The organism is Myxococcus sp. MH1 (genome assembly GCF_059738865.1).
This window is the reverse complement of sequence record NZ_AP026947.1, coordinates 639753-665103: the sequence shown is the minus strand read 5'-3', so window position 1 is coordinate 665103 and position 25351 is coordinate 639753. Positions and strand designations below refer to the sequence as shown.

Genomic DNA, 25351 nt, shown 5'->3' with positions numbered 1-25351 from the left:
CCCGCGCCACGCCCCCGTGAAGCCACCCGGGGCCCCCGGAACGAGTCCTGCGTGCGTGGGCCCGGCCCATTAAGCTGCCCCCCGTGAGCCCCACCCCCATCTTCCTCCCCAGCCACGAGCCGCCCGCGCGTCCTCGCGACAACGCGCTGCTCTTCCTCGCGCGCGGCATGGAGCTGCTCATCTCCGAGCGCGATGGCGCCATCGTCCTGCCCACCGGCGCGGCGTTCCCCGACGTCGTCCCGGCGGCGCACTACCTGGGCACGCTGGACGGCGTGGACTGCTACACCGCGCCGCTTCCCCGGGACTTCACGCCGCCCGAGGGCACCACGCTGGTGCCCGCCCGCGCGCTCTACAAGCGGCTGGACGAGGTGCGCTTCGCCATCGCGGGGCGCGCGCTCGCCATCTCCGAGTGGGACGTGCAGCACCGCTTCTGCGGACGCTGCGGCCAGCCCACGCAGCTCGTCTCCGGAGAGCGCGCCCGCAGGTGCCCGGTGGACAACACTCCGTTCTATCCGCGCATCTCCCCCGCGATGATTGTCCTCGTCACCCGGGGCGACACGATGCTGCTCGCGCGCAACTCCACCCTGCCGGAGCCCATGTTCAGCACGCTCGCGGGCTTCGTGGACGCCGGTGAGTCGCTGGAGGAGTGCGTCGCGCGCGAGGTGAAGGAGGAGGTCGGCATCGAGGTGAAGAACATCCGCTACTTCGGCTCGCAGCCCTGGCCCTTCGGGCGCTCGCTGATGGTGGGCTTCACCGCCGAGTACGCGGGCGGCGACATCCAGGTCGACGGCAAGGAGATCGCCGAGGCCCACTGGTTCCACCCGGACAACCTGCCCCGCGTCCCGCCGCGCCTGAGCATCGCCCGACACCTCATCGACGCCTTCGTCGAGCGCGTGAAGGCCCGCCCTCCCACCGGGCGGTGAGCCCGCGAGTGCCAACAAGCGGGCGCCACGGGCATTCGGTACAGTGCCCGCCAGCTCTCGCAGGAGGGACCCGGATGAAGCGCTTCGCGCTGCGCGACCGAACCGACCGCCTGGACGCGGTGACGCAGTACGAGGACATCGTCCGCATCCTCGCCACCCAGGAGTTCCCCTGGGACATCACCCAGGCGCTCAGCTTCGCCCTGTTCCGCACCTACGCGGTGCCGAGCATCGGCGTGCTGCTGCACGACACCGGCGAGTTCACCGCGCGCCCCCAGAAGCGCTACGACGACACCGTGCTCATCCTCGACGCCATCCTCGAGCACGGCATGGCCAGCACCGCGGGGCGCGCGGCCCTGCGCCGGATGAACCAGATGCACGGCGCCTATGACATCTCCAACGACGACATGCGCTACGTGCTGTCCACCTTCGTCGTCACGCCCGTGCGCTGGCTCGCGGAGTTCGGCTGGAGGGCGCTGACGCCCCACGAGGTGACGGCGTGGACGCACTACTACCGCGCCATGGGTCGCCACATGGGCATCCAGGACATCCCCGGGACGTACGAGGACTTCGTCAGCTTCATGGACGGCTACGAGGCGAAGCACTTCGCCTTCGACACGCGCAGCCGCGCCGTCGCCGACGCCACGCTGGAGCTGCTCACCACCTTCCCTCCGTCGAACCTCGCGCCCAAGCCGCTCGTCACGCTTTTCGCGCGCACGCTCATGGAGGATGCGCTGCTGGACGCCTTCCACTACCCGCGCCCGTCCTCGCTCAGCCGGAAGGTGTTCCGCTCCGCGCTGTGGCTGCGCGGCCGGTTCGTGCGCTACGCGCTGTCGCCTCGCGAGACGCCGCTGTTCGGGCGCGAGGGCTCCAACCTGCGCACCTACCCCCAGGGCTTCGACGTCGAGAAGCTGGGCACCTTCCCCAAGGGCTGCCCCGTGCATCACCACCGCACGGCCGCCGCCCCCACCGCGGAGCCCGAGGCCGCTCCGCCCCGTCAGGGCACCGCCGGCACCTGAAGGCCTGGGCGCACCCGGGCGTCCGGACAGCCGCAAGTCCTCCAGATTGCTCGGGGTTCCCGCCCCCTGGCGCCCTGGGGCCGGGCGGGGAATCCGGTGGCGCGGCCGGGGCGTTGGCTCGGGATTGGGGGAGCGGCTTGACCTCGTGGGCTGACTGGGGTTGAAGCGCCGCTCCCTCCCGTCTCACGAAGAAGCCATGCCCGCCGCGCGTCCGCACATCGAGCCCCGTCTGGTCCCCACCGCCGACTCCGTGGTGGTGAAGGAGATCTACCTCTCCCTCCAGGGCGAGTCCTCGCACGCGGGCCTGCTGTGCGCCTTCGTCCGCCTCACCGGCTGCCACCTGCGCTGCACGTACTGCGACAGCGAGTTCGCCTTCCACGGCGGCACGCGCATGAAGAACGCGGACGTGGTGGAGCAGGTGAAGGCCCTGCGCACGCCGCGCGTGGAGGTGACGGGCGGCGAGCCGCTCTTGCAGCCCGGCGTGTATCCGCTGATGCAGTCGATGCTCGACGCGGGGCTCATCGTGCTGCTGGAGACCAGCGGCGCCATCGACGTGCGCCTGGTCCCTCCGGCGGTGCACAAGATCGTCGACATGAAGACGCCGTCCTCGGGCGAGTGCGCGCGCAACGACTTGCGCAACTTCTCGTCGATGAACGCCAACGACGAGGTGAAGTTCGTCATCGGCTCGCGCGAGGACTACGAGTGGTCCAAGGCGCTCATCGCCGAGCACCGCCTCACCGAGAAGCCCTTCTCGCTGCTGTTCTCCACCGTGTTCGGCAAGCTGCACCCGCGCGAGCTGGCGGAGTGGACCATCGAGGACCGGCTCTCCGTCCGCTTCCAGCTCCAGATGCACAAGTACATGTGGGACCCGAACGAGCGCGGCGTCTGACGACGGGCCTCACCTGTCGATGGCGAGGAACAGGAACATCGCCACCCAGACGAGCACCAGCAGGAGCGTCAGCCCTCCCAGCACCCAGCCGACGCGCGCGGGCCACTTCCCCCGGACGGGGCTTTCGGCCCTGCGGATGCGCCCGGTCTCACGCAGCCCCAGCACCAGGGCGCCCGCGCCCGCCACCAGCGGCGGCAGGGGAATCCCCAGCGAGCACGGCAGGAGCACAAGCCCCGCCACGCCCAACCCCAGCGCACCCCAGGCCACGCGCGAAGCGGGCCCGTCCATGCGCAGCCGCGCCCGGCACGGCTCGCACACGGAGCCCTCCGGGACCAGCTCCACGCACTCGGCACACAGGAAGGTGCCGCAGCGCGCGCAGGTGGCGACCGCGGGCTCTTCCGGATGAAGGCCGCAGCGCGCCACGGCGGAGCGTCAGAAGCCCGGCGGCGGGAAGCGGATGGGCGGCGGCGCGAGCGCATGCGCGCCCAGCCCCAGGAACACCGCCGCCAGCGCCGCACACGACACGAAGCCGGCGACGATGAAGCCCTTGTGGCGGTGCTCGAACTGGCTGAACGCGTAGAAGAACACGTAGCAGGGGATGAGCAGCACCATCACCCCCGTGCCCACGCTGCGACGGAAGGCGTGGACGAGGAGGAAGGCGGCGCACACCAGCGCGACGAGACTGAACAGGAGGGCGAGCGGGAGCAGCGGCACGCCCCTCCCTTAACACGTTCCCCCCTGGCCCGCGCGCCGTGCACATACTAAGCACGGCCCGCCGTCCTCCTTCCGAGGTGCTTGCCCATGAACGCCGCCAAGACGCTGCTCAACTTCGTCCTGCTGGGAACGCTGCTGGGCGTCCTCGTGGCGTCCTGGGTGGGCCCCAACTACCTGGGCTGGTACAACGAGACGCCGCTGGCCAGCCAGACGATGTGCAACCTGCCCGAGGTGATTCGCAACGTCACCACGGACCTCATCCACTACCAGACCATCGGCGCCGGCGTGGGCGCCTTCATCTTCCTGGTGCTGGGCGTGCTCTTCGTCATGCGCGCCAACCGCAAGGCCCGGGACACGGGCGCTCCGCCCCCGGCCGCCCCCCAGACGGCCCCCTGAAGCACTACGGCACCCGCACCAGCACCGACGGCGCCGTGCCGAGCAAGCCGCCGCCCTCGTTGTCCACCACGTTGACCTGCAGCAGGAAGTGCTTGGGCCCATCCACGTCCGGCGCCGTCCACGTGGGGGCGCGCGCGTGAGGGTCACTGAACCGGCCCGCGGGCTCCGCGGGCGACTGCGTCCAGTAGTACTCCATGCCGTCCCCGTCCGGGTCCTTCACCTCGAACAGCATCTGCACCACCTCGCCCGGCGCCACCGTCTTCGGGCTGGGGATGGGCCCGGCGGTGACCTCGGGGGAGTGGTTCACCACCATCCCGCAACCGGTACCCAGGGCGGAGATGACCAACGCGAGGAAGACTCCCGAACGAGACCGAAGCATGACCGACCCCTGCTGTGAGGAATGACTGCACGGTAACGCGTGGGCCGGGTTTCGTGTATCGGCATCCGGAACGGAAAAGACCCGGATTCCGGGATGAAAACACATGCGCGGAGAAAGGCTCACCGAGCAACAGACATCCCCGCTCCGAGGTATGACGTCGAGCCGCCGCCGTCAGCGCGGGCGACGCCTGGCGGGTGGACGGGCCGCCTCCACCATCAGCAGCTTGTCGCCCCGGGACAGGCGCTTGATGGCGGCCTCCCGCCGCAGGGCCGCGCTCCGGTCCTCGGCCGCCTCGCTCCAGACGAGCGTCACCGGCAGCCGCGCCCGCGTGTAGGCCGCGCCCCGCCCCCGACCATGGGTGGCCACCCGGCGCTCCAGGTTGTTGGTGGCGCCGGTGTAGAGCGAGCCATCACGGCAGCGCAGCATGTAGACAGTCCAGCGGGGGGCGTCGTCCGGCACGGGGGGCGCCACTGTAGCGCCACGCCGCGCCCGGCGCGCCCCCGGACGTCAGGTGGGCAGGCGCCCCTTGCCCCCACGCCGCAGGGTCAGCTTCGGCAACCTCAGCCGGAAGCGCTGCCGCTCCGGAGGAGGCTCGCCCACCCTCGCCATGACCGCCGACACCGGGGCCAGCGGATCTCCCCGCCACGCCGCCAGGATGTGCTGCTCGCTCACCAACCCCATCAGCCCGCCCCCCTCCCCCACCACGCCCAACAGCTGTACCTGGTGCCGCTCCATCACCCTCAGGGCACGCAGGAGGGTGTCTGTGGGAAAAACGGTGGCGATGAAGGATGACAATGCTTCCTTGATTGCCCGGTTTTGCCGCATCCAGTTTCCTCCGAACGGATATGCCTACATCTCCTTGCAACCCCCCTGCCGACAGGGGTGACTGCCCAGGATTGGACACGGCAACGAGCCCTGGACCGGCGTAGAGTAGGGGTGTGACACGTAGACAGGCGGCGCGGCTGGGGCGGATGGCGGACCTCTTCTCGCGGACGATGACGCGCGGAAAAGAGGGGCTGCTGACGCTGACGTTCCGCCCGGACGAGCTTTATCGGGTGCCCACGGACGACGGCGCGGCCATCTCATTGGGGCGCTACCACGCCCGAGGGGAGCGCCGGCACGCCGAGCCCGTCATCCTCTGCCACGGGCTGGGCGCCAACCGCTTCCACCTGGACTTCGACGAGCAGTACAGCCTGGCCCGCTACCTGGCCCGCTCGGGGTTCGAGACGTGGGTGATGGAGCTGCGCGGCCGGGGGCTGGCGGGCGACTGCTCGGACTTCACGTTCGATGATCAGGCCGAGCACGACGTGCGCACCGCGCTGCGCACCGTGGTCTCCACCGGTTCCAAGGAAGTACTCTGGGTGGGGCATTCCAAGGGCGGGCTGATGCTCTACGCCCACCTGGCGCGAAATCCGCAAGCGCCGGTGCGCGCGGCGGCCATCCTCGGCAGCCCCTTCACCTTCGCGGTGCAGCCGGGGCTGCGCACCTTCATCCAGAAGGTGGAGCCGCTCCTGCGGCTGAAGGTCATCCCCACCGGCCGCGTCACCAGCATCGCGCTGCTCGGCGCGCCGCCGGGCCCGCTGAGCCGGTACATGATGCTGGCGGAGAACATGGAGCCGGACGTGGTGCGGCGCGCGCTGGCCAACGTGCCCGCGAACATCTCCGGCGGCGTGGGGCGCCAGTTCGCCCGGTGGATTTCGACCAACCGCTTCACCACCTACGACGGCGGCTTCGACTACCGCGAGGCTTTGTCGAACGTGCGCATCCCCTTCCTGCTGCTTGCGGGGAGCAAGGACCTGCTCGCCCCGCCCATGTCGGTGGCGCGGGCGAAGGAGGCCCTGGGCGGCCCGGTGAAGTTCCTCGTCGCCGGGCGGGGGCACGGCTTCGGCGCGGACTACGGGCACGCGGACCTGGTGCTGGGCCGCCGCGCCCCGGATGAAATCTTCCCCCTGGTGGAGGCGTTCCTCTCCGCGCACGCCACCCGGCCGTGAGCCGGCCGACGTGAGGGCCTGGGCCCGGGTTGTCCCCTCCTCGGCCGCGTGCTACCCCGCTGAGCCTCTCCCCCATGAGTCTGTCCCCCCGCCTCCCACGCCCCGCCCCGCTGGCCGCCGCCCCTGGTGGACACGTGCCGGCCGAGCGCGCCCGGGACGGCGGGCGGCGCGACGACGGGGCGTCCGACAGGGCGCACAGCCCATGAGGGCTCGCTTGCCAGCTCGGGGGGCCATCCCCACCTTTGGGAGTCGCCCCCACCCTTCCCCCAGGACCTCGCGCATGCGTCTTTCTCCCACCCGCGCCCCCCTTCTGTCCCTGGTGCTCGCCCTGGCGCTGGGCCCGGCCTGCAACACCCCGGTCAAGTCCGCGCCGGAAGACACGGTGGTCGCCACCGTGAATGGCGAGGTGCTGTCGCGCACGGACTTCGAGCAGGAGCTGGCCCGGGAGCTGGCGTCCACGGACGTGTCCCAGCGCACGCCAGAGGAGATCGAGCCCTTCAAGCGCACGCTGCTGGACACGTACATCCACCGGATGCTGCTCTTGCAGGCGGCCCGTAAGAACAACCTCACCGTCACGCCCGAAGAGGTGGACCGGGGCGTGCTGCGGCTGTCGGGCGACTACCCGGCCGGCAACTTCAACGAGGTGCTGGCCCAGGGCCAGCTGTCCATGGCGGAGCTGCGCGCCCGCGAGGCGAGCCGGCTCACGATTGAGAAGCTCTTCGCCAGCCACGTGTACTCGCGCGTCGCGGTGACGGAGGAGGAGCTGCGCGCGTACTACTCCGCGCACGAGGCGGAGCTGAACGAGAGCGAGCAGGTGCACGCGGCGCAAATCGTGGTGAAGGGCCTGGACGAGGCCCGCCGGGTGCAGGCGCAGCTGAAGTCGGGCAAGAAGTTCGCGGACCTGGCGCGCAGGTACTCGCTGAGCGCGGACGCCAAGGTGGGAGGCGACCTGGGCTTCTTCCCCCGAGGACAGATGCCGCCGGCCTTCGACGAGGTGGTATTCAAGCTGGGAGTCGGTCAGGTTTCGGACGTGGTGTCCACCGAGTACGGCTACCACCTGTTCAAGGTGCTGGAGCGAAAGCCCGCCCGCAAGCGGGACTTCGCCGAGGCCCGGCAGTGGGTGGAGGCCAAGCTCCTGGAGCACAAGCGCACCGAGGCCCAGGAAGCCTTCGAGAAGGACCTGCGGGACAAGGCGCAGGTCCAGGTGAACGAGGCCACGCTGCAGGCCATCCGCGGAGTGCCCGCGGTGGTCCCGCAGGCGGCGAAGTGACGGGAAATGCAGGGGGTCGTCGGAAGGTTGGACGGCGCCTGGGTGGTGCGGAAGGATGCACGGAATGAAGAAGCTGGTGGCATTCGTCGCTGCGGCGGCGCTCCTGGGGGGCGCCACGTCGGCGCGCGCGGAGCTGGTGGACAAGGTGGCCGCGGTGGTGAACCGCGACGTCATCGCGCTGTCGGAAGTGCAGCAGCGCGCGGCGCCGGAGGTGTCGCGCCTGAACGACCCGGATCCACGCAAGCGCGCGGAGATGCGCGCGCAGCTGATGAAGACGGCGCTCGACACGCTCATCGGCGAGAAGCTGATGGAGTCCGAAATCACGGAGATGGGCATCTCCGCGACCGAGGGCGAGGTGGACGAGCTGGTCAACGACGTGCGCCGGCAGAACAACATCACGGACCCCGCACAGTTCGAGCAGGTGCTCGCCGCCGAGGGGCTGACGATGAAGGCCTACCGGGAGATGCTGCGCAAGCGCATCCTGCGGGACAGGCTCCTGCGCATGAAGGTGGGCCCCAAGGTGAAGGTCACCGAGGAGGACCTGAAGGCGGCCTACAACCAGTACGCCCGCGTGGAGAGCGAGGACTCGGAGGTCCACGCGCGCCACATCCTGGTGCAGGTGGACCCGAAGGCCACCGAGGAGCAGGTGGCCGCCGCGCGCAAGAAGGCCGAGGGCATCGCCCAGGAGGCCCGCCGCGAGGGCATGGACTTCGCCTCCCTGGCGCGCGCGCGCAGCGAGGGCCCCAGCGCGCAGGACGGCGGAGACTTGGGCTGGTTCAAGCGCGGCGTGATGGTGGCCGCGTTCGAGAAGGTCGCCTTCAACCTGAAGGAGGGCGAGGTCAGCGAGCCGGTGCGCACCAACTTCGGCTGGCACATCCTGAAGGTGGAGGAGCGCCGCTCGGTGGCCGCCACCTCGTACGACGAGATGCGTCCGAAGCTGGAGAACAAGCTGCTCCAGGAGAAGACGGACAAGTTCCTCGACCAGTACGTGCAGGAGCTGCGGCAGAAGGCGAACGTCGAAGTGAAGATGTAGCCGGACGGAGGTCCGGCGGGGGATGCTCGGGGGCGTGAGCCTCCCCCTCGTCGGAATCTCCCTGGGTGATGTGTCGGGCATCGGGCCGGAGGTGACGGCCGGTGCCCTGGCCCGCCCCGCCGTGCGTCGCGCGCTCATCCCCGTCGTCTTCGGGGACGGGCCCACGCTGGAGCGCTTCCCCCTCTTCCGCCGCTATGCCCGCGTGGAGCTCGCCGCGCTGGGCCGCGTCGAGTCCCCCACCGTGGTGGAGGTGACGCGGCTGAACGAGCCGGAGCGCGTGCCGGGCAAGCCCTCGCGCGTCGGCGGCCGCGCGCAGTTCGCGTTCATCACCCGCGCCATCGAGGCGATGCGCGAGGGACACGTGGACGCGCTGTGCACCGCGCCGGTGTCCAAGGAGCAGATTTCGCGCGCGGGCATTCCCTTCATGGGCCACACGGAGGTGCTCGCGGAGGCGTTCGGCGCGGACGTGCTCATGATGATGGACGGGCCGCGCGTGCGCATCGCGCTGGCCACCAACCACGTGCCGCTGTCCTCGCTGTCCTCGCTGCTCACGGTGGAGAAGCTCGTCGCGCAGCTCAAGCTCCTGTCACGCAGCCTGGAGCCGGTGGTGGGCCGCAAGCCTCGCATCGCCGTGCTGGGGCTCAATCCACACGCGGGCGAGGGTGGCCTGCTGGGACGCGAGGAGGTGGAGGTCATCGGCCCCGCCATCCGCAGGGCGCGCGCGGCGAAGGTGGACGCGCACGGGCCCCTCCCCGCCGACGGCCTGTTCGCCAGGCCGGATGACATCGCCGGCAGGTACGACGCGGTGCTGGCCATGTACCACGACCAAGGGCTCATCCCGGCCAAGGCGCTGGACTTCGAGCGCACCGTCAACGTGACGCTGGGGCTGCCGGTGCCGCGCACGTCGCCGGACCACGGCACCGCCTACGCGATTGCGGGCAAGGGCGAGGCGAGCTGCGTGCCCATGGTGGAGGCGCTGCTCAAGGCCGCCCAGCTGGCGGCGGTGGGTTCGCGAGGCGCTCGGCCAGGTCCTCGCCGTCCTTCGCCGCGTCGATGAGCTGGAGGCTCGAGCCCGTGCCGTTGGGAGGCAGCACCAGCACGGTGACGAGGCCGAGCGGGCACTCGCCCAGACATCCCGAGGAGAACACGCGCGTCGTCGGTCCCAGGCCTCGCGCGGCCACGGCCTCGCGGATGCGGCGCGGCAGATCCACGCCACCCAGGCTCGAGTCCAGGCGCACCATGCAGTTGTGACAGACGTGCAGCTCCGTCGCGGGAGCGCCAGGCGGGGCCTCGGGTGGGGGTGGCTTGCGCGACATTTCGAAACATTAAGGCCAACACGCGCCGCGCGCCGCACACATGCTCGCCTGACAGGCTCCCTGGCGCGCCCACGAAAGACCTTGCGACGACAGGGGGGCTCCGTAAGCTGCCTCATGGGTGTCGAGGGACGCCCGGACCCGGAAAGACGACGTCACCCTCCGCTGGAATCGCGTGGCCCGCTCAGGCTCCTGGCGAGTTCCTTTCATGGCCCATGCTCGGGTGAGGGCCGCTCCTGAGGGACTTTCGATGGACCCCCTGAACGAGAGCTTCGGCTCATGAAACCGTCATTCGGTCGCGACCTGACCACCGGCAGCATCCCCCGTCACATCGTCGCCTTCTCCATCCCCATGCTGGTGGGGAGCTTCCTGCAGACGGCCTACAGCTTCGTCAACGCCATCTGGGTGGGACGCTTCCTGGGCACCGAGGCGCTGGCGGCGGTGACGGTGAGCTTCCCCGTCGTCTTCGTCCTGTTCTCCATCGGCATGGGCCTCACCATGGCGACGAGCATCCTGGTGTCGCAGAGCTACGGCGCCAAGAGGATGGACGAGCTGCGCCGCGTGGTGGACAGCTCCACGCTGCTCATCTACGCGCTGGGCCTGGTGCTCACGCTGCTGGGCGAGTGGCTGGCGCCGACCATCCTCACGTTGATGGCCACGCCGCCGGAGATCCACGCGGAGTCGGTCAGCTACCTGCGCATCTTCCTGCTCTCCATGCCGCTGGGCTTCGGCCTGTTCCTGACGCGCAGCCTGCTGCAGGGCGTGGGGGATTCGAAGACGCCGCTGTACTTCCAGGCGGCCTCGCTGCTGCTGACCACGGTGCTGGACCCCATCCTGATTTTCGGTTGGATGGGATTGCCCAAGCTGGGGCTGAACGGCACGGCGTGGGCCACGGTCGTCTCGCAGCTGCTCGCGCTCACCGCGCTCATCATCTACCTGCGCAAGAAGGACGTGCCCGTCGCGCCGCGCATGCCCCGGCTGGGCCACCTGGGCCCCACCACGTTGAAGACGCTGCGCATCGGCGTGCCGGCGGCGGTGCAGCAGTCGCTGGTCTCCATCGGCATGGTGTTCGTGACGGGCATCGTCAACAGCTTCGGCGAGGTGGCCACGGCGGCCTTCGGCGCGGCGTCGCGCATCGACCAGATTGCGTTCATGCCGGCGATGACGTTCGGCATGGCCGTGTCCACGCTGGCGGGACAGAACCTGGGCGCGGGGCGGTATGACCGCGTGCAGGAGATCTTCAAGTGGGGCTGCCTGTTCAGCGGCGGCATCACCCTGCTCATCTCGCTGGTGGCGGTGTCGTTCCCGGAAGCGCTCTTGCGCATCTTCATCTCGGACCCGGCGGTCATCGCGCCGGGCGTCTCCTACCTGCACATCGTCGGGACGACCTACGTGCTGTTCGCGCTCATCTTCGTGAGCAACGGCATCATCAACGGCGCGGGGCGCACGTTCGTGACGACGGTGTTCTCGCTGGTGAGCCTCTGGGTGGTGCGCGTGCCGGTGGCGTACTGGCTGTCGCACCGGATGAACAGCGTGACGGGCGTGTGGCTGGCGATGGCGCTGAGCTTCGCGGTGTCGCTGGCCGTGAGCATGGCCTACTACTTCTCCGGCCGGTGGCGCACGCCGCTGGTCAAGAAGGCGCCGGAGGGCCCCGCCGCGCCGAACCCCGGCGAGGTCTTCGGACACGAGACAGGCGAGGCCTGAAGCACGGCCCCGCCCCCTCGTCGACGCGCGGACTAGAAGACGAACGGGAAGCGGATGGGCTCCTGCATGCGGACCGCGTGCACGGGGAACTTCCAGGTGCGCACCACGCCCTCGATGCAGCCGGCGAGCGGCGTGGCGCGCAGGGCCTGCGTGTCCATGGCGACGTTCGTCGTCTCGCCGCCGGGCTGCACGGACCAGCGCATCACGAAGCGGCCGCTCTTCTCGGCCGAGGTGTCTGCCGCGTGCTGGCGCAGACACGCGGTGATGGCGGGCTGATTCGCCAGCACCACCTGCTTCACGTCCTCCGGCGTCAGGTGCTGCTTCGCCTCGAGCGCCGGAGGCACGTACACCGTGCGGGTCGGCGCGGTGTCCTCCTCGGCCTGGGCGTCGGCCTCTTCCGTGAAGCCCAGCTCGCGCGCGAACTCCTCATCCAGCTCGGACTCCGGCTCGTTGGCGGCGTCCGAGTCATCCCCGGTGTCGGCGGGCGCGCTAGCGGCGTCGTTGCCGGTGTCGGGCTCGTCGAAGGTCATCTCCTGCACGGCGGCGGTCGCCACGGCGGCGACCGCAGGGGCCGCGGGCTTCGCGGTGGGCACGGGCGCGGGGGGCTCCACGCGGGAGCGACGCTCGCCGTTCTTCACCGCCTGCGTGTCACGGTGGGCCATGAGGTCCGCGTTGCTGGGGCCCGTGCTCGACGTGGGACGTGCGTTCGTGCCCACGCTCGCGCCCGGCGTGCCGACGCTCGCGAGACCCGGCAGGGCAGCACCGGCGGAGACGCCCGGGACACCGCCGAGGGACCACGCCTCCGAGGGCACGGGACGCAGGACACCGATGGGGCCCGTCGAGCCGATGCCCGTCCAGGTGGACACACCGGGGATCACCTCCCCCACCTGCGAACCCGCCGCGTTCGGTGACACACCCGCAGCGCTCCCGACATACGAACCCGAAGCGAGCATCGATGCGCCCGCGAGGACTCCCACCTGCGCACCCGCCACGCTCGGTGACGTACCCGCAGGGCCTCCGACGTACGAGCCCGAGGCCTGCGTCGAGACACTTGGGAGGCTCCCCACCTGCGAACCCGCCGCGTTCGGTGACACACCCGCAGCGCCGCCGACGTACGAGCCCGAGGCCTGCGTCGAGACACCCGTGAGGCTCCCCACCTGCGAGCCCTCCACGTTCACGGACGTACCCGAGGCGCCCCCGGCGTATGCACCCGACGCGTGCATCGGTGAACCCGCCGTGTTCACGGACGCGCCAGCGACGCTCCCCATCGCGCCCGCGCGCTCGTACGGAACCGACGCGCTCGAGCCCTGCTCCCAGATGCGCACGCTCGCGACCACGAGCATCCCCGCCGCGACGACGCCCACGCCCGCGACACCGAGCAGGACGCCCGAGACCACATCACGGCTCCGACGCGACGCCTGCGCGCCACGCCCGTGCGCCACGGCACCACTCGTCGCGCTCCACGGGTTCGACATCCCCGGCGCGATGGCGCCATCCCAGTCAGTGCGCGCGCCCTCGGCGCCACTCCCCTCCAGCGCGGAGGGCGGCACCAGGGGAATCCCCCATGGTCGCTCCTGCAGATTGAGCGGAGCCTCCGAAGTCCCCGTCGCGCGCACGGCCCGCGGCGCCTCCTTCGAGTACGACCACGCCATCCGCACCGGGTCCGCGACGGGCACCTGGGGGTTCGCGCGCATCCACTCGGGGAGCACCACGGGCACCGACTCCGGCGTGGCCACCCCGTCCGACGCCTCATCGGCGCACGAGGGCGCGGGCAGGCCCGCCAGCCACCGCGTCTCCTCCTCGGCCAGCTCCAGCAGCGCGCGCATGCCCTCCGTCACCTCGCGCGACGACGGCGCATCCGCCAGCTCACCCACCGTGAGCTCACGGTCCAGGTACGCGTCGAGGTCTCCCTCCAGCGCCTCCATCACGTTCAGCGCGTCGTTCGCATCCCCGGGCCCCAGGCCCTCCGTCTCCGGAGCACCCAGGTCCCGCGCGCGGAACCGTTCCTCGCCTCCAGTCAGAAGCTCGCCCACACACCCCTCCCCTCGACCGCGCGACCCGTCTCGCGCCAGGGCTCGCAACGTAGGGATGGGTCCGGCGCACGCCAGCGCGTCTGTCCGATGCACGACGCTTCACCGCCCGGGCGCGCGCTCGCTGTCCGCTGCATCACCGCTCATGCACGAACACGGCGACGTGCCACGCCTGCACACCGACATCACACTCCAGCGGGGCGCTCACACCCTGTCACACGGCGGAGCACCCTGACGCCGAGGCAGCCCGCCCGGAGGCCGGCGACTCCCGCGTCACGGACGACGCGGGCCCGAGGACGACGACATCCCCAGCGGCCGCTGCGGCAACAGCTTGAAGAGGAAGGCCAGCAGGTTGTCGAAGTGGTCGCCCTTGCGGAACACCGCGTCTACCGGCATGTCGATGGGACTGTCCGCTCCGGTGACGAACACCACCTTCGCGCCCGGCATGTGGTGACGCACCAGCGGAATCAGCCCCGTCCCGAAGCCGTCCCCCAGGCTCTGGTCCAGCAGCACCGCGTCGATGGGCCGCGGCTGGTTGAGCCACCGCTCCGCTTCCGAATAGGAGCCCGCCGTGACGACCGCGAACCCCGCCTCCTCCAGCAGCGCCGCGAGCGTCATCCGGTTGGACGGGTCATCTTCCACCAGCAGCAGGCATCGCCCGAAGGTCCAACTCGTCTCCATCACTTGCTCCCCCGTATCTCGTCCTGCCCCAGCCGCGTCCGGCCGCGCGCCTCCGGGCGATGGGGAAAGATGACCTCGACGTGGGTCCCCCCGGAGGGCCCCCCATCCAGCGTCACCTTCCCACCCTGGCGCAGCACCAACCGCTGCACGATGTTCAACCCCAGCCCCGCGTGTCCCGGGCGCGTGGAATAGAAAGGTTCGAAGGCACGCGAATACGCCTCCGCCGTCAGCCCCTCTCCCGAGTCCTCCACGCGAATCCCCACGCCGCCCTCACCCTCCTCAACGTCCCAGGTCCGCAGCGTGAGCATTCCGCCGCGCGGCATCGCCTCCACGGCGTTGTCCACCAGACAGCGCACCAGCAGCGCCAGGTCCTCCACGTCCAGCGGCACCGTGTCGCGCGCCTTGAGCTCGCGCACCACCCGCACGTGCTCGGGCACCCGCGCCTCCGCGAGCCCGCGCTCGGCGGCCTCGCTGGCGTGACACAGCGGCCGGTCACTGCTCGACACCGGCGCGCGGCGCGTGAGCACCTCCTCCGCGGCCGCCAGCTCCTTGTCGATGAGCTGGAAGAAGGCCTCCACCCGGGCATCCGCGCCCCAGGCGTCCGTCTTCTGCATCTTCCGCATCAGGTAGAACGAGGCATTGCGGACGCTGGCCAGCTTGTTGCGCAGGTCATGCCGCAACGTGGAGGCCACGACGTCCGCCACCGCGGCCCGCTCCCGAGCCTGGAGGTCTGCGCGCGCGCCCATCCGTCAATTCCTCGCGCCCTGGGTCCCCGCGGGCCCCTGCGCCCTCGGCTGACCCCTCACCCGGGCAATCGCTTGCACCAGCTCCCGCAGCGGCACGGGCTTGGTCATGCACACCACCGCCCCCTGTGCCGCCACCTTCCGGAGCAGCTCCGGCACCACGTGGCCCGACATGGCGATGACCGCCACCGACAGGTCCGCCGCCTTCACCTTGGCCACCAGCTCCGGCCCGCTCATCTCCGGCATCACCAAATCCAGCACGCACACGTCGAAGTCGCCCGAGCGCAGCCACGTCAGCGCTTCCTCGCCGCTGTACACGGCCCGCGCGCGCAGCCCCACGGTGCTCAGCGCACGCACCATGGCGCGCGCCACCGGCTCCGTGTCGTCCACCACCAACACCTGCGGCGCCCGCGCTGCACGCAGGATGGTGTCCAGCGCGTGCGCCACGTCGAAGGGCTTGGGCAACACGGTGAACGCGCCCTCCGCGAGCGCGTCCTCCACCAGCTCCTCCGCCGTGAAGGCCGTCATCAACACCACGGGCATGTCCGGTCGCGCCTGTTTGATGCGGCGGAGCAGGTCCACCCCGTGCAAGCCCGGCATGCGCATGTCGCTGAGCACCACGTCCACCGGGTGTTCACCCAGCAGGCGCAGCGCTTCCTCGCCGTTGGAGGCCTCCAGAACGGTGTGGCCCTCCAACTCCAGGTTCGCCGCGAGCGTGATGCGCAGCCCCTCCTCGTCGTCGACCAAAAGGATGCGAGCGGGGCCCAAAGCCACGTCCTCCATCATGCGGCCTGCGCCGCCGCGGTTGCCGGGAGATGAATATGGAATTCACTACCCCGGCCGGCTTCGCTTCGCACAGAGATTGTGCCTCCGTGACGTTGCACCATGTTGGCCACAATGGCCAGCCCCAAGCCGGTGCCGCGCGTCTTGGTTGTGAACAGCGGTTCGAAAATCTTGGGCAGCACATCCGGTGGGATGCCCGTCCCGTCATCTACCACGCGAATGGCCCAGGGCCCCGCGTCTCCACCTTCCGCCAGCACTGAAACCTGTCCCGTCCTTCCCTGAGGCATGGCCTCCACCGCGTTCTGCACCAGATTCACCAGCACCTGACGGAATTGTTCCTTGTCCAGGCTGGGCACGGGCAATGACTCCGGGACATCGTTCACGATGCGAACTCCCTCCCGGGAGGGAACCACGCCGATGGCCTCATCCACCAGAGGTCGTAAAGGACACGGCTGCAGCGCGGGGGGACGCTCGCGCGCGAAGTCGAGCAGGTCGGAGATGATCTTCGCGCACGCCCCCAGCTCGCGCTCCATGACGCCCAGGAACTGGGGCACGCGTGGGTCATCCGCGGCCCCAATCGCATCCCGGCTCAACCGTCGGGAGAGGTAGGCGTGCGCGTTGCGCACGGCGGCCAGGGGATTGCGGAGCTCGTGACCCACGCTGGCGGCGAGTTGACCCACGGCGGCCAGCTTCTCCACGCGGATGAGGTGCTCCTGGAAGCCGCTGAGCTCGCGCAGCGCGCGGTCCAGCTCGGCGGACTTCTCCTCCTCGCGCTCGCGCGCCAGCTCCAGCTCCGCGCGCCGCACCGCCACCTCGCGCATCTCCCGCCGCATCACCCTCCCCGCGTGCAGCAGCACCAGGTCCAGGCAGCCCACCCACAGCGCGTGCTCCAGGAAGCGCCACCACTCCGGATTGGGCAGGCCGTACACCGACTCCGGCCAGAGCAGGCCCCGGATGACGTGGTCCGCCACGGTGGCGCACGTCGCCGTGAGCAGCACCCACGGGTCGCGGTACAGCGAGAGGAAGGCGAGCGAGACGAAGATGTGGAAGTGTGTCTCGATGCGCCCCCCCGTCAGGTGGATGAGCAGCGAGGACCACAGCACCTGCGCCAGCGCCACGCCGTGCCGGGTGGAGGTGGCCCCGGGCCGCCAGTGCGCCAGCGCGATGGGGAACACGGTGAGCGCCGCGCCCAGGAAGAGCACCGCGTACACGTGCGCATGCAGCGCGCGGTCCTCGCCGGACCAGCCATAGGGCGACACGAAGAGGGCCACCAGGACCCCCACGGCCCACTGCGCGAGCATCAACCCCGCGAACAGCCGGTCCGTGCGACGGCGCACGGCACCCAGGTGCTCGTGGAACAGCAGGACGGCGCGTTCCTTCAGAGCCACCGTGGGGCCGCTGACATCCTCCGTGGGCTTCATGGGGTGTTCGTGGCCCGGGCCGCGGGCGGTTCCTCCGGTACGGGGCCGTAGACCGTTCGCATCATAGGCCAAGGAATGTCCGGAAGTGATGACTGCAAACCCGCGTGCCTGCTCGCTCCCCTGGAAGCAGCGGCCCTGGGAACACACGGCGCCGTGCGTCGTGCGCCAGGGTGGTGGAGGACTCGTGGGGAACGGCCCGGGGTGAGGGGATGTCGGCACGAGGGCGCGAGGCCCGGCCGCGAGCGCCGTGTGTCGAGGGGGCTTCGTCGTGAGCTTCCCCCCGGAGGACCGGAGGGAGGGCTCATCGAGGCCCCCACTTGTGTTCGGCCAGGCCGAGCGAGAGCTGGCTCATCTCCCGCTTGAGGCGGGCGGACTCGGCGGCGCGGCGGATCATCCCGATGAGGTCCGAGGGCTGATAGGGCTTGAGCACCAGATAGAAGAGGCCCTGCGTGTCCAGCCTGTCTCGCCAGTCGAGGTACTCGCGCGAGCCCGTCACGAGCACCCCGGCGAGGAAGGGGTCCCGGATGACCGACTGGCGCAACAGCTGGATGCCGCTGGGCCCGGGCATGTGGAGGTCCGTGCAGAGGACGTCGAACGGATGACGCGCGAGCAGCCGGCGCGCGGCGAACGCGTCGCGCGCGGTCTGGACGTCGAAGTCCTCGGAGAGCACGGCGGCGGTGGTGGCGAGGACGGGCGCCTCGTCATCCACCACCAGGACCTGGAGCCGCGGAGCATTCATGGCGGGCAGACGCCGAGGATAACGAGCGGTCCACGCGCGCGTCCGCGGATGCGCAGGACTGTTCGCCACCCACTGGCCCCCTGCACACGAGCGCTAGATGGCGAGCACCCACACCCGCGCGGGGGAGGCGACAGGCGTCATCCGGCGGACGTCCCGCACACGGCGGCAAGCGCTTCGGCGCTCCGAGGGCGCGCCATGCGGGCCAGCGCCGCGGCGTCGAACGCGCGTCGGGCAGGCGACCTCGCGCGCTCCGTCCCAAGCGATGGAAGGGTCGAGCTCGCGCTGTCCGCGCCACATCGTCGAACGCGCGCGTCGGGCAGGCGACCTCGCGCGCTCCATCCCAAGCGCTGGAGGAGGCGATCTCGCGTTGCCAGCCATCTCCCTGGCGACTCGCGGGCGAGGCGTCGCGCCGTCTCGCCCCGGAGGCGCCCGCTCCTCACCGCCCCTGGGACTTCGCGCGCGGAGCACTTCGCGCGGCTTTCGCCTTCGCGGGCTTGCCGTCCACCCCCCCCTCGCGCGCGGGCAGCGACGGGGCCTTGGGCAGGTGCCGCAGCCCCATCCAGCCGAGCGCCGCCACGTGACGGGCCACGCTCTCGGTGGAGAACGACTTCCCCTCGGCGGCCCACCAGTGCCCCACCTGCGTCACCATCCCGACGAGCGCGTTGGCGTAGATGGGCGCGACCTTCGATGGATACCCGGCGCGCTCGAACTCGCTGCGGAACACATCCCCCACGCGGTGGGCCAGGTCGTCGATGACGCGCGTCAGGCCGCGCCGCGCCGTCGCCAGGGGGGAATCCCGCGTCAACACCGCGAAGCCCGCGGGCTCGTCCTTCACGTAGGCCATGAACGCGAGCACCGCGCCCTCGAAGCGCCGGCGCGGCGAGCCGTCCGTGATGCTCGACGACACGCGCGCCACCAGGTCGTCCATCTCCCGCTCCATGATGGCCGCGTAGAGCCCCTCCTTCGCGCCGAAGTGCTCGTAGACGATGGGCTTGGACACGCCCGCCCGCTGCGCGACCTCCTCGATGGAGGTGGGCTCATAGCCCTTCGCCGCGAAGACCTCCCGGCCAATCTCCATCAACTGGACCCGGCGCTCGGCGCCCGTGAGCCGCTGCTTCTTCTTCACGTTGACCTCGAACCTACTCACCAGTAACTTACCCGACCGGAACCTACCCGACGGTAGGGACGCACCAAGAGGATCGCCATCATGAATGCTTCCGTCTGGATGGGTAGCGCTTCCGGCGGGGTGGCGCCATGACCGCGGCGGTGCTCGCCGGGGAGAAGCCGAAGCTGCGCGGCGTGCTGCACCAGTGGGCGGCGGCGTTCGCGGTGGGCGCGGGAATCGTCCTGGTGGCCATGGCGCCCACGTGGCGCACGGCCGTGGCCTCCGGCGCGTACGCGGTGAGCCTGGTCTCCCTGTTCACCATCAGCGCGACGTACCACCGGGTGAACTGGTCGCCGCGCGGGCGCACCTGGATGCGCCGGGCGGACCACGCCGCCATCTTCCTGCTCATCGCGGGCACGTACACGCCGGTGATGCTGCTGGGCCTGCCGCCCGAGGTGGGCAACCGCCTGATGCCGTGGCTCTACACGGGCGCGCTCCTGGGCATCCTCCAGTCGATGTTCTGGGTGAACGCGCCCAAGTGGGTGACAGCGGCGCTGGCCGTCGGCGTCGGGTGGACGATGATGCCGTACTTCGGCGACGTCTTCCGCGCGGTGGGGCTCGGCGCCACGCTGCTCATCCTCGCCGGCGGCCTGGCGTACACGCTGGGCGCGCTCGCGTATGCCCTCAAGCGCCCCAACCCCCTGCCTGGCGTCTTCGGCTACCACGAGGTGTTCCACGCGCTGACGCTCGTCGCCGCGGCCCTGCACTTCGTGGTGGTGCTGGGCATGGTGCGCGCGGCGGCATGAGCCCCCGGAGAGGGCCCCTCACGCGGACCCTCTCCGACCCACACCGCGCTCAACCGTGGCGGTGATGCGCGTGCAGCGCTCCGGTGTAGTGCTGGAGCTGTCGGCGCACGGCCTCGAACGCGTCCGTCACGGCCTGGTACGGGTCCTCGTGCGCGGCGTGCTCGTCGGGGTCCCTGGCGGCGACCAGGTCCTTGCCGGGCACATGCAGGTCCACACGCACCCGGAAGTGGTTTCCCTGGTGCTTGTGTCGATGCGGCTCGTCCACCACCACATGGCATCCGACGATGCCGTCGAAGAACTGCTCCAGCTTCTCCGCGTGGTCGCGGATGTGCTCGTTCAGTGCCTCGCTCGTCGCCATGCCCCGGTAGGTGATCTGCAACGCTCGCTTCATCGTCGACCTCGGGTGCTGTCCCCGCTCGTGCGGGGCTCGGGTTGCACCCCTTCTCATTGCATCACCCCTGCCAGCACCAACCCCGCGGAATGTCAGGGGTTCGCGCGGCACGGGCCGCAGGCTTTGCGGAGGAATGGGACAGCGCGCAGAGCCTGCGGGGCGGATGGCCCCACCTACCCGCGAACCTCCAGCACGGCCGCGCCGTGGACCCGTCCCTCGCGCAGCGCGAGGAGCGCCTCGTTCGCCGCCGCCAGGGGGAACACCTGCACCCGCGTGTGCACCGGCACGCGGGGGGCCAGCGACAGGAACTCCACCGCGTCCGCCCGCGTCAGGTTGGCCACCGAGCGCACCACGCGCTCCTCCCAGAGCCACGCATAGGGGAACGTGGGGATGTCGCTCATGTGGATGCCGCCGCACACCACCACGCCGCCCTTGTCCACGGCGCGCAGCGCGGCCGGCACCAGGCTCCCCGAGGGCGCGAAGAGGATGGCCGCGTCCAGCGGCTCGGGGGGAATGACCTCCGAGCCTCCCGCCCACTCGGCCCCCAGCTCCCGGGCGAAGGCCTGCCCCGCCTCGTCACCCGGACGCGTGAAGGCGAACACCCGCCGCCCCTGGTGACGCGCCACCTGGATGAGCAGGTGCGCCGCGGCGCCAAAGCCATACATCCCCAGCCGCGCGCCCGCGCCCGCCATCCGCAGGCTCCGATAGCCGATGAGCCCCGCGCACATCAGCGGCGCTGCGTGCACGTCATCGAGCCCTTGCGGCAGCGGGAAGCAGAACGCGTGATGCGCCAGCGTGTACTCCGCGTAGCCGCCATCCATCTGGTAGCCGGTGAAGCGGGCGAAGTCGCAGAGGTTCTCGCGCCCGGAGACGCAGAAGCGGCACTGGCCACACGTCCAGCCGAGCCAGGGGACCCCCACGCGCGTGCCCGGCTCCAGCCCCAGCACCTCGGAGCCCACCTCCACCACGCTCGCCACGATTTCGTGGCCGGGAACCACCGGCAGCTTGGGGCGGGGCAGCTCACCGTCCACCAAGTGCAGGTCCGTGCGACACACCGCGCAGGCCCTCACGCGCAACAGCACCTCCTGCGGCCCCGGCTGGGGGATGGGCCAGCGCTCCTCGCGCAGCGGCTGTCCCGGCGCGTGCAGCGCCATCACGCGCATGGTGCCTTCCATGGGCCCGCCCCCCGGACTGCCCACCCCAGGTGAGCGCGTCCAAGGGGAACATGGGGCGGGCCCTCCACGTCGGGAAGCACCCGCCCCTCCCGCTCAAATCTGCACGCCCGCGAGGATGCCCGGCCAGGTGCGCACGATGGTGCGCCCGCTGTCGGAGACCTCCCGCCACTCCGGACCGATGCCCAGGTCCTTCCACGGGTCGCTCCCGTTCCAGGTGACGAGCGTGTTGGCGCTGACGCCGCCGAACACCGCGAAGCGCTTGGACAGCTGCCAGCCCGCCATCACCCGCAGCTGCCCGAGCACGTGGTTCGTGTCGTCGTCGAAGTCGAACAGCCGGTTCGCGTGCACGCTGGAGCCGAGCAGGTCCACGTCGAAGAAGAACCGCCCCGCGGGGATGTGCCCGCCCACGCCCGCGCCCAGCGTGTAGCGCCGCCGCTCTCCGCCCATCGGCGGGTTCAGGCCCACGGTGAACAGCGTGTACAGGTGACGTCCGCCCAGCTTCACGCCCACGTTGGTCAGCGCCACGTCGCTGGCCCACACCTGCACGTGCGCCTGGCCGTTGCCGACGAAGCTCAACAGGCCCACCGACTCGCCCTCCGTCTCACCCGCGAAGTTGAGCAGCCCCACCTGCGCGCCGTCCATGTGGCGCGCCACGTTCACCAGGCCCACCTGCGCGCCGTCCACGTCGCCGCCCACGTTGATGATGGACACCTGCGCGCCGGCCAGCCTGCTCGCGTAGCTGACGCCCGACGACATCTGCAGGCCCGTCAGCTCCGAGGCCACGTTGACGCCCGCCGCCATCTGCACGCCGCGAGACACGCCGCGCGCCACGTTCGCGCCCACCGCCATCTGCAAGCCATTGAGCGTGCCCCCCGCCAAGTTGCCGCCCACCGAGAGCTGCGCGCCCACCACGTTGGCGCCCGCCACGTTGGCGCCCACGCCCAGCTGCGCGCCGTCCAGCGCCTGCGTCGCCACGTTGGCGCCCACCGTGAGCTGCGTGCCCTTCATCGTGCCGCGCACGATGTTCGCGCCCACGCCGGCGAGCAGCCCCTCCGTGTCCGCCCCCACCACGTTGCCCCCCACCGTCAGCAGCGTGCCGCTGACCGGTCCGCCCGACACGTTGACGCCCACCGAGGCGAGCACGCCGCTCGCGCCATGCGTCACCCAGTTGCCGCCCAAGGCCAGCCCCATCACCCGCACCCGCTTGGCGTGCGTGGCGAGCAGGCCGATGGACACGTCGTGCACCTGGTTCTTCTGGCTGAAGCCCGACGTGCTCAGCCCCGGGACGACGGTGAAGCTGAAGGGCACGTGGACCTCCGCCTCCTGCGAAGCCTCCGAGGCGGCCTTGGCCTCCACCTCCGTGGGCGCGTCAGCAACCGGCGCCGAGCTCCCCGCCACCGTCGTCGCCTCCACCAGCGGAGGCGGGGCCATCACCCGCTCCGCGCCAGGCCCCTCCACCAACCCCTCCCCTCCCGCCGAGGCCACGGGCGCCTGGTCGCCCGCCTTCGCCTCTTCGGCCCCCGCGGCCATCGCCACCATTGCCGCCATGACGCCCGCACACACCGAGACCTTGCGCTTCATCGCTGGACCTTCCTGAGTTGTTTCCCAGAGGGGCTCGGCCCACCTTCACGCGGGCACACGAGCCACGGTTGCTTCGCGGGAGGCTGTGACGCCCCCCTCGCGCAACGGAACACCGGTCCCACGAAATACTGTCACCCGTTAGAGTCCCGCCATGTCCCAGCCCCCCTCCCCACCCTCGAGTCGGGACGTGCTCGTCGCGGGACTCGGCGCCGCGCTGCTGTCCCCGCTCACCCACGCCGCCCAGCCTGTCCCCAAGCCCACCATGCTCACCCGCCCCATCCCCAAATCCGGCGAGGCGCTGCCCGTCATCGGCCTCGGCACCTGGCAGACCTTCGACGTGGGCGCCTCCCCCGCCGAGCGCGCCCCCTTGAAGGACGTGCTGCAACGCTTCCTCGACTCGGGCGCGCGCCTCATCGACTCGTCCCCCATGTACGGCCGCGCCGAGCGCGTGGTGGGCGACGTGCTCGCCCAGCTGCCGGACGCGCCCAGGCCCTTCCTCGCGACCAAGGTGTGGACCACCGGCAAGGAGGCGGGGCTCGAGCAGCTGGAGACGTCCGTGCGCGACATGGGGCGCGGACGCATGGACCTGCTCCAGGTCCACAACCTCGTCGACTGGCGCACCCACCTGCCCGTGCTGCGCGAGTGGAAGGCACAGAAGCGCGTGCGCTACGTGGGCATCACCCACTACCAGAAGAGCGCCTTCCCGGAGCTGGAGCGCCTGTTGAAGGAGGAGACGCTGGACTTCATCCAGCTGCCCTACTCGCTCACGGACCGCGAGGCGGAGAAGCGGCTCTTGCCCGCCGCCGCCGCGAATGGCGTGGCGGTGCTCGTCATGCAGCCCTTCGCCACCGGCGACCTGTTCAGCCGCGTGAAGGGCCGCGCGCTGCCGGAGTGGGCCCAGGAGTTCGACTGCGACAGCTGGGCGCAGTTCTTCCTGAAGTTCATCCTCGGCCACCCCGCGGTGAACTGCCCGCTGCCCGCCACGAGCAATCCCAGACACGTGGCCGACAACGTGCGCGCGGGCTTCGGACGCATGCCCGACGCGAAGACACGCGAGCGCATGGCCCGCGTGCTGGACACTTGAGCTACAGCTCCGGGTCCGGCGTGTACTGCACCTCACCGGTGGCGGCGAGCACCACGCCGGTGCCCGGCTCGCCCGCGTCGTCATCGCGGCCGACCTCCAGCACCTCGTCCTTCGCGTCCCACTGGCCCAGGTAGTACGAGCCGCCCGCCACCATGCACGCGCGGCCGTCCGACACCACCGTCTCCACCACCTCCTGCTTGTCGCTGGTCGCGCGCAGGAGCGTCCACGGCTTGCCGTCCTCGCGGAACTCGCGGACCATCTCCTCCAGCTCCGCGTCGCTCGGCGTGCCCTTGTCCAGGGTCTGCTTCTCCCACCGACGCCCGTCCTTCGCCGGCTGCCGCTCCTTCCACGCCCGCCCCAGCTCCAACAGCTTCTCCTCCGCCGCGTCCTGCAGCCCGTGCATCTCCTCGGGCAGCTCGATCTCCTCCAGCGCCAGCAGCGCCGTCTCAATCTGCAGCGCCTTGAGGCACCACTCGTTCCACGCGGTCTTCAGCATCGTCGCACTCGCTTTCCATCCCCGGACACGGCAACCACCCCGCCACCGTGAGGGCTCTCCACGCCCACTACCACACCGCCCGCCTGCCCTGGCGCCATCCAGCCGGCCCCACCCGCCCCGGCCTCCGGACACTGCCTAGTTTTCAAGGTCAGGAGGCAGCCATGAGCAAGAAGCAGGAGCAGGGCACGCGAGGCGCCGTCGAACACCTGGGGCAGCTCATCCACGGCATCAAGGTCGCCATGATGACCACGGTGGATGCCGACGGGAGCCTGCACAGCCGTCCCATGTGGACCCAGGACCATGACTTCGACGGAGAGCTCTGGTTCTTCACCCGCGAGCACTCACACAAGGTGGACGAGGTGGAGCAGGACCACCACGTCAACGTCTCCTTCTCCGACCCCGCGCGCGAGCGCTACGTCTCCGTCAGCGGCCGCTGCCGGCTGGTGAAGGACCCACGCAAGCTTCGCGAGCTGTGGAGCCCCGCGCTCAAGGCCTGGTTCCCCGACGGCATGGATGATCCCGAGCTCGCGCTCCTGTGCGTGCGCGTCGAGCGCGCCGAGTACTGGGACACCCCCTCCAGCCGCATGGTGCAGCTGGTCGGCATGGTGAAGGCCGCGCTCACGGGCAAGAGCTACGCCCCGGGCGACCACCAGTCCCTGGTGCTGGGCGACCCGCGCTCCCATTGACA

At 70.8% G+C, this 25351-nt stretch carries 29 protein-coding genes; 12 read left to right on the top strand and 17 right to left on the bottom strand.

Annotation, left to right across the window (positions count from 1 at the left end; translation table 11 throughout):
• Nucleotides 1-83 precede the first annotated feature (83 nt).
• The 3 genes from nudC to AC6JA9_RS02815 all read left to right on the top strand — a co-directional run bounded on the left by nudC (nt 84) and on the right by AC6JA9_RS02815 (nt 2828).
• Nucleotides 84-923, top strand: a complete 840-nt coding sequence (nudC, locus tag AC6JA9_RS02825; RefSeq protein ID WP_223749794.1) for an NAD(+) diphosphatase — start codon at nt 84-86, stop codon at nt 921-923.
• Nucleotides 924-997: 74 nt separating this feature from the next.
• Nucleotides 998-1939 carry an oxygenase MpaB family protein gene (locus AC6JA9_RS02820; RefSeq protein WP_267698346.1) on the top strand — a complete coding sequence of 314 codons (942 nt, stop codon included), beginning with the start codon at nt 998-1000 and terminating at the stop codon, nt 1937-1939.
• Between the two features lie 196 nt (nt 1940-2135).
• Nucleotides 2136-2828: a radical SAM protein gene (locus tag AC6JA9_RS02815; protein WP_267698347.1), complete on the top strand. Its 693-nt coding sequence runs from the start codon at nt 2136-2138 to the stop codon at nt 2826-2828.
• Nucleotides 2829-2837: 9 nt separating this feature from the next.
• Here the strand turns inward: AC6JA9_RS02815 and AC6JA9_RS02810 are convergent, their stop codons facing one another.
• Both AC6JA9_RS02810 and AC6JA9_RS02805 read right to left on the bottom strand, forming a co-directional pair.
• Nucleotides 2838-3251 (bottom strand): B-box zinc finger protein, encoded by a 414-nt coding sequence (locus AC6JA9_RS02810; RefSeq protein WP_267698348.1) that lies wholly within the window; start codon nt 3249-3251, stop codon nt 2838-2840.
• Between the two features lie 9 nt (nt 3252-3260).
• Nucleotides 3261-3542 (bottom strand): hypothetical protein, encoded by a 282-nt coding sequence (locus AC6JA9_RS02805; protein WP_046710668.1) that lies wholly within the window; start codon nt 3540-3542, stop codon nt 3261-3263.
• An 87-nt stretch (nt 3543-3629) separates the two neighbouring features.
• On the opposite strand from AC6JA9_RS02805, the gene AC6JA9_RS02800 reads away from it, so the two are divergent.
• Entirely contained in the window at nt 3630-3938 is a 309-nt protein-coding gene (locus AC6JA9_RS02800; protein ID WP_223749791.1) for a hypothetical protein, read from the top strand.
• Between the two features lie 4 nt (nt 3939-3942).
• Here AC6JA9_RS02800 and AC6JA9_RS02795 read toward each other — a convergent pair whose 3' ends face one another.
• The 3 genes from AC6JA9_RS02795 to AC6JA9_RS02785 form a co-directional block, all read right to left on the bottom strand.
• Nucleotides 3943-4317, bottom strand: coding sequence for a hypothetical protein (locus AC6JA9_RS02795; protein WP_141333091.1), 375 nt, complete (start codon nt 4315-4317; stop codon nt 3943-3945).
• Nucleotides 4318-4488: 171 nt separating this feature from the next.
• Nucleotides 4489-4743 carry a GIY-YIG nuclease family protein gene (locus AC6JA9_RS02790; protein WP_141333092.1) on the bottom strand — a complete coding sequence of 85 codons (255 nt, stop codon included), beginning with the start codon at nt 4741-4743 and terminating at the stop codon, nt 4489-4491.
• An 81-nt stretch (nt 4744-4824) separates the two neighbouring features.
• On the bottom strand, nt 4825-5052 hold the full coding sequence (locus AC6JA9_RS02785; protein ID WP_370640400.1) for a hypothetical protein: 228 nt from the start codon (nt 5050-5052) through the stop codon (nt 4825-4827).
• 236 nt (nt 5053-5288) lie between these two features.
• Between AC6JA9_RS02785 and AC6JA9_RS02780 the strand changes: the two genes are divergently transcribed.
• The 4 genes from AC6JA9_RS02780 to pdxA all read left to right on the top strand — a co-directional run bounded on the left by AC6JA9_RS02780 (nt 5289) and on the right by pdxA (nt 9668).
• Entirely contained in the window at nt 5289-6308 is a 1020-nt protein-coding gene (locus AC6JA9_RS02780) for an alpha/beta fold hydrolase (RefSeq protein WP_223749885.1), read from the top strand.
• Nucleotides 6309-6588: 280 nt separating this feature from the next.
• Nucleotides 6589-7578 carry a peptidylprolyl isomerase gene (locus tag AC6JA9_RS02775; RefSeq protein WP_141331287.1) on the top strand — a complete coding sequence of 330 codons (990 nt, stop codon included), beginning with the start codon at nt 6589-6591 and terminating at the stop codon, nt 7576-7578.
• 64 nt (nt 7579-7642) lie between these two features.
• Complete coding sequence (locus tag AC6JA9_RS02770; protein WP_223749789.1) at nt 7643-8611, top strand: peptidylprolyl isomerase; 969 nt, start codon at nt 7643-7645, stop codon at nt 8609-8611.
• Between the two features lie 34 nt (nt 8612-8645).
• Entirely contained in the window at nt 8646-9668 is a 1023-nt protein-coding gene (gene pdxA, locus AC6JA9_RS02765) for a 4-hydroxythreonine-4-phosphate dehydrogenase PdxA (RefSeq protein WP_267698349.1), read from the top strand.
• Here pdxA and AC6JA9_RS02760 read toward each other — a convergent pair.
• On the bottom strand, nt 9592-9927 hold the full coding sequence (locus AC6JA9_RS02760; RefSeq protein ID WP_223749787.1) for a (2Fe-2S) ferredoxin domain-containing protein: 336 nt from the start codon (nt 9925-9927) through the stop codon (nt 9592-9594). The genes pdxA and AC6JA9_RS02760 overlap by 77 nt on opposite strands.
• 276 nt (nt 9928-10203) lie before the next feature.
• Between AC6JA9_RS02760 and AC6JA9_RS02755 the strand changes: the two genes are divergently transcribed.
• Nucleotides 10204-11628: an MATE family efflux transporter gene (locus AC6JA9_RS02755; RefSeq protein ID WP_473566715.1), complete on the top strand. Its 1425-nt coding sequence runs from the start codon at nt 10204-10206 to the stop codon at nt 11626-11628.
• 32 nt (nt 11629-11660) lie between these two features.
• Here AC6JA9_RS02755 and AC6JA9_RS02750 read toward each other — a convergent pair whose 3' ends face one another.
• The 7 genes from AC6JA9_RS02750 to AC6JA9_RS02720 form a co-directional block, all read right to left on the bottom strand.
• A complete protein-coding gene (locus AC6JA9_RS02750; protein WP_497959037.1) occupies nt 11661-13661 on the bottom strand; it encodes an AgmX/PglI C-terminal domain-containing protein in 2001 nt (666 codons plus the stop codon).
• 270 nt (nt 13662-13931) lie between these two features.
• Nucleotides 13932-14339 carry a response regulator gene (locus tag AC6JA9_RS02745; RefSeq protein WP_046710657.1) on the bottom strand — a complete coding sequence of 136 codons (408 nt, stop codon included), beginning with the start codon at nt 14337-14339 and terminating at the stop codon, nt 13932-13934.
• Nucleotides 14339-15085: an ATP-binding protein gene (locus tag AC6JA9_RS02740; protein WP_223749784.1), complete on the bottom strand. Its 747-nt coding sequence runs from the start codon at nt 15083-15085 to the stop codon at nt 14339-14341. The genes AC6JA9_RS02745 and AC6JA9_RS02740 overlap by 1 nt, the downstream gene beginning before the upstream one ends.
• 3 nt (nt 15086-15088) lie before the next feature.
• Nucleotides 15089-15865, bottom strand: a complete 777-nt coding sequence (locus AC6JA9_RS02735) for a response regulator (RefSeq protein ID WP_267701146.1) — start codon at nt 15863-15865, stop codon at nt 15089-15091.
• Nucleotides 15865-17286 (bottom strand): sensor histidine kinase, encoded by a 1422-nt coding sequence (locus tag AC6JA9_RS02730; protein WP_141331303.1) that lies wholly within the window; start codon nt 17284-17286, stop codon nt 15865-15867. The genes AC6JA9_RS02735 and AC6JA9_RS02730 overlap by 1 nt, the downstream gene beginning before the upstream one ends.
• 301 nt (nt 17287-17587) lie before the next feature.
• Entirely contained in the window at nt 17588-18025 is a 438-nt protein-coding gene (locus AC6JA9_RS02725; protein WP_141331305.1) for a response regulator, read from the bottom strand.
• Between the two features lie 436 nt (nt 18026-18461).
• On the bottom strand, nt 18462-19172 hold the full coding sequence (locus AC6JA9_RS02720; RefSeq protein ID WP_497959036.1) for a TetR/AcrR family transcriptional regulator: 711 nt from the start codon (nt 19170-19172) through the stop codon (nt 18462-18464).
• A 107-nt stretch (nt 19173-19279) separates the two neighbouring features.
• On the opposite strand from AC6JA9_RS02720, the gene trhA reads away from it, so the two are divergent.
• The gene (gene trhA, locus AC6JA9_RS02715) at nt 19280-19936 is read left to right on the top strand and encodes a PAQR family membrane homeostasis protein TrhA (protein ID WP_483576845.1); all 657 of its coding nucleotides are present in this window, start codon (nt 19280-19282) and stop codon (nt 19934-19936) included.
• Nucleotides 19937-19985: 49 nt separating this feature from the next.
• Here the strand turns inward: trhA and AC6JA9_RS02710 are convergent, their stop codons facing one another.
• The 3 genes from AC6JA9_RS02710 to AC6JA9_RS02700 all read right to left on the bottom strand — a co-directional run bounded on the left by AC6JA9_RS02710 (nt 19986) and on the right by AC6JA9_RS02700 (nt 23083).
• Entirely contained in the window at nt 19986-20327 is a 342-nt protein-coding gene (locus AC6JA9_RS02710) for an HPF/RaiA family ribosome-associated protein (RefSeq protein WP_046710649.1), read from the bottom strand.
• A gap of 173 nt (nt 20328-20500) precedes the next feature.
• Nucleotides 20501-21502: a zinc-dependent alcohol dehydrogenase family protein gene (locus tag AC6JA9_RS02705; protein ID WP_497959035.1), complete on the bottom strand. Its 1002-nt coding sequence runs from the start codon at nt 21500-21502 to the stop codon at nt 20501-20503.
• Nucleotides 21503-21595: 93 nt separating this feature from the next.
• Complete coding sequence (locus AC6JA9_RS02700) at nt 21596-23083, bottom strand: LA_2272 family surface repeat-containing protein (protein ID WP_223749780.1); 1488 nt, start codon at nt 23081-23083, stop codon at nt 21596-21598.
• A 151-nt stretch (nt 23084-23234) separates the two neighbouring features.
• Between AC6JA9_RS02700 and AC6JA9_RS02695 the strand changes: the two genes are divergently transcribed.
• Nucleotides 23235-24167: an aldo/keto reductase gene (locus AC6JA9_RS02695; protein ID WP_497959034.1), complete on the top strand. Its 933-nt coding sequence runs from the start codon at nt 23235-23237 to the stop codon at nt 24165-24167.
• 1 nt (nt 24168) lies between these two features.
• Here AC6JA9_RS02695 and AC6JA9_RS02690 read toward each other — a convergent pair whose 3' ends face one another.
• Nucleotides 24169-24663, bottom strand: a complete 495-nt coding sequence (locus AC6JA9_RS02690; RefSeq protein WP_223749779.1) for a hypothetical protein — start codon at nt 24661-24663, stop codon at nt 24169-24171.
• A 161-nt stretch (nt 24664-24824) separates the two neighbouring features.
• Here AC6JA9_RS02690 and AC6JA9_RS02685 point away from each other — a divergent pair, with 161 nt between their 5' ends.
• Nucleotides 24825-25349: a pyridoxamine 5'-phosphate oxidase family protein gene (locus AC6JA9_RS02685; protein WP_497959033.1), complete on the top strand. Its 525-nt coding sequence runs from the start codon at nt 24825-24827 to the stop codon at nt 25347-25349.
• Nucleotides 25350-25351 lie beyond the last annotated feature (2 nt).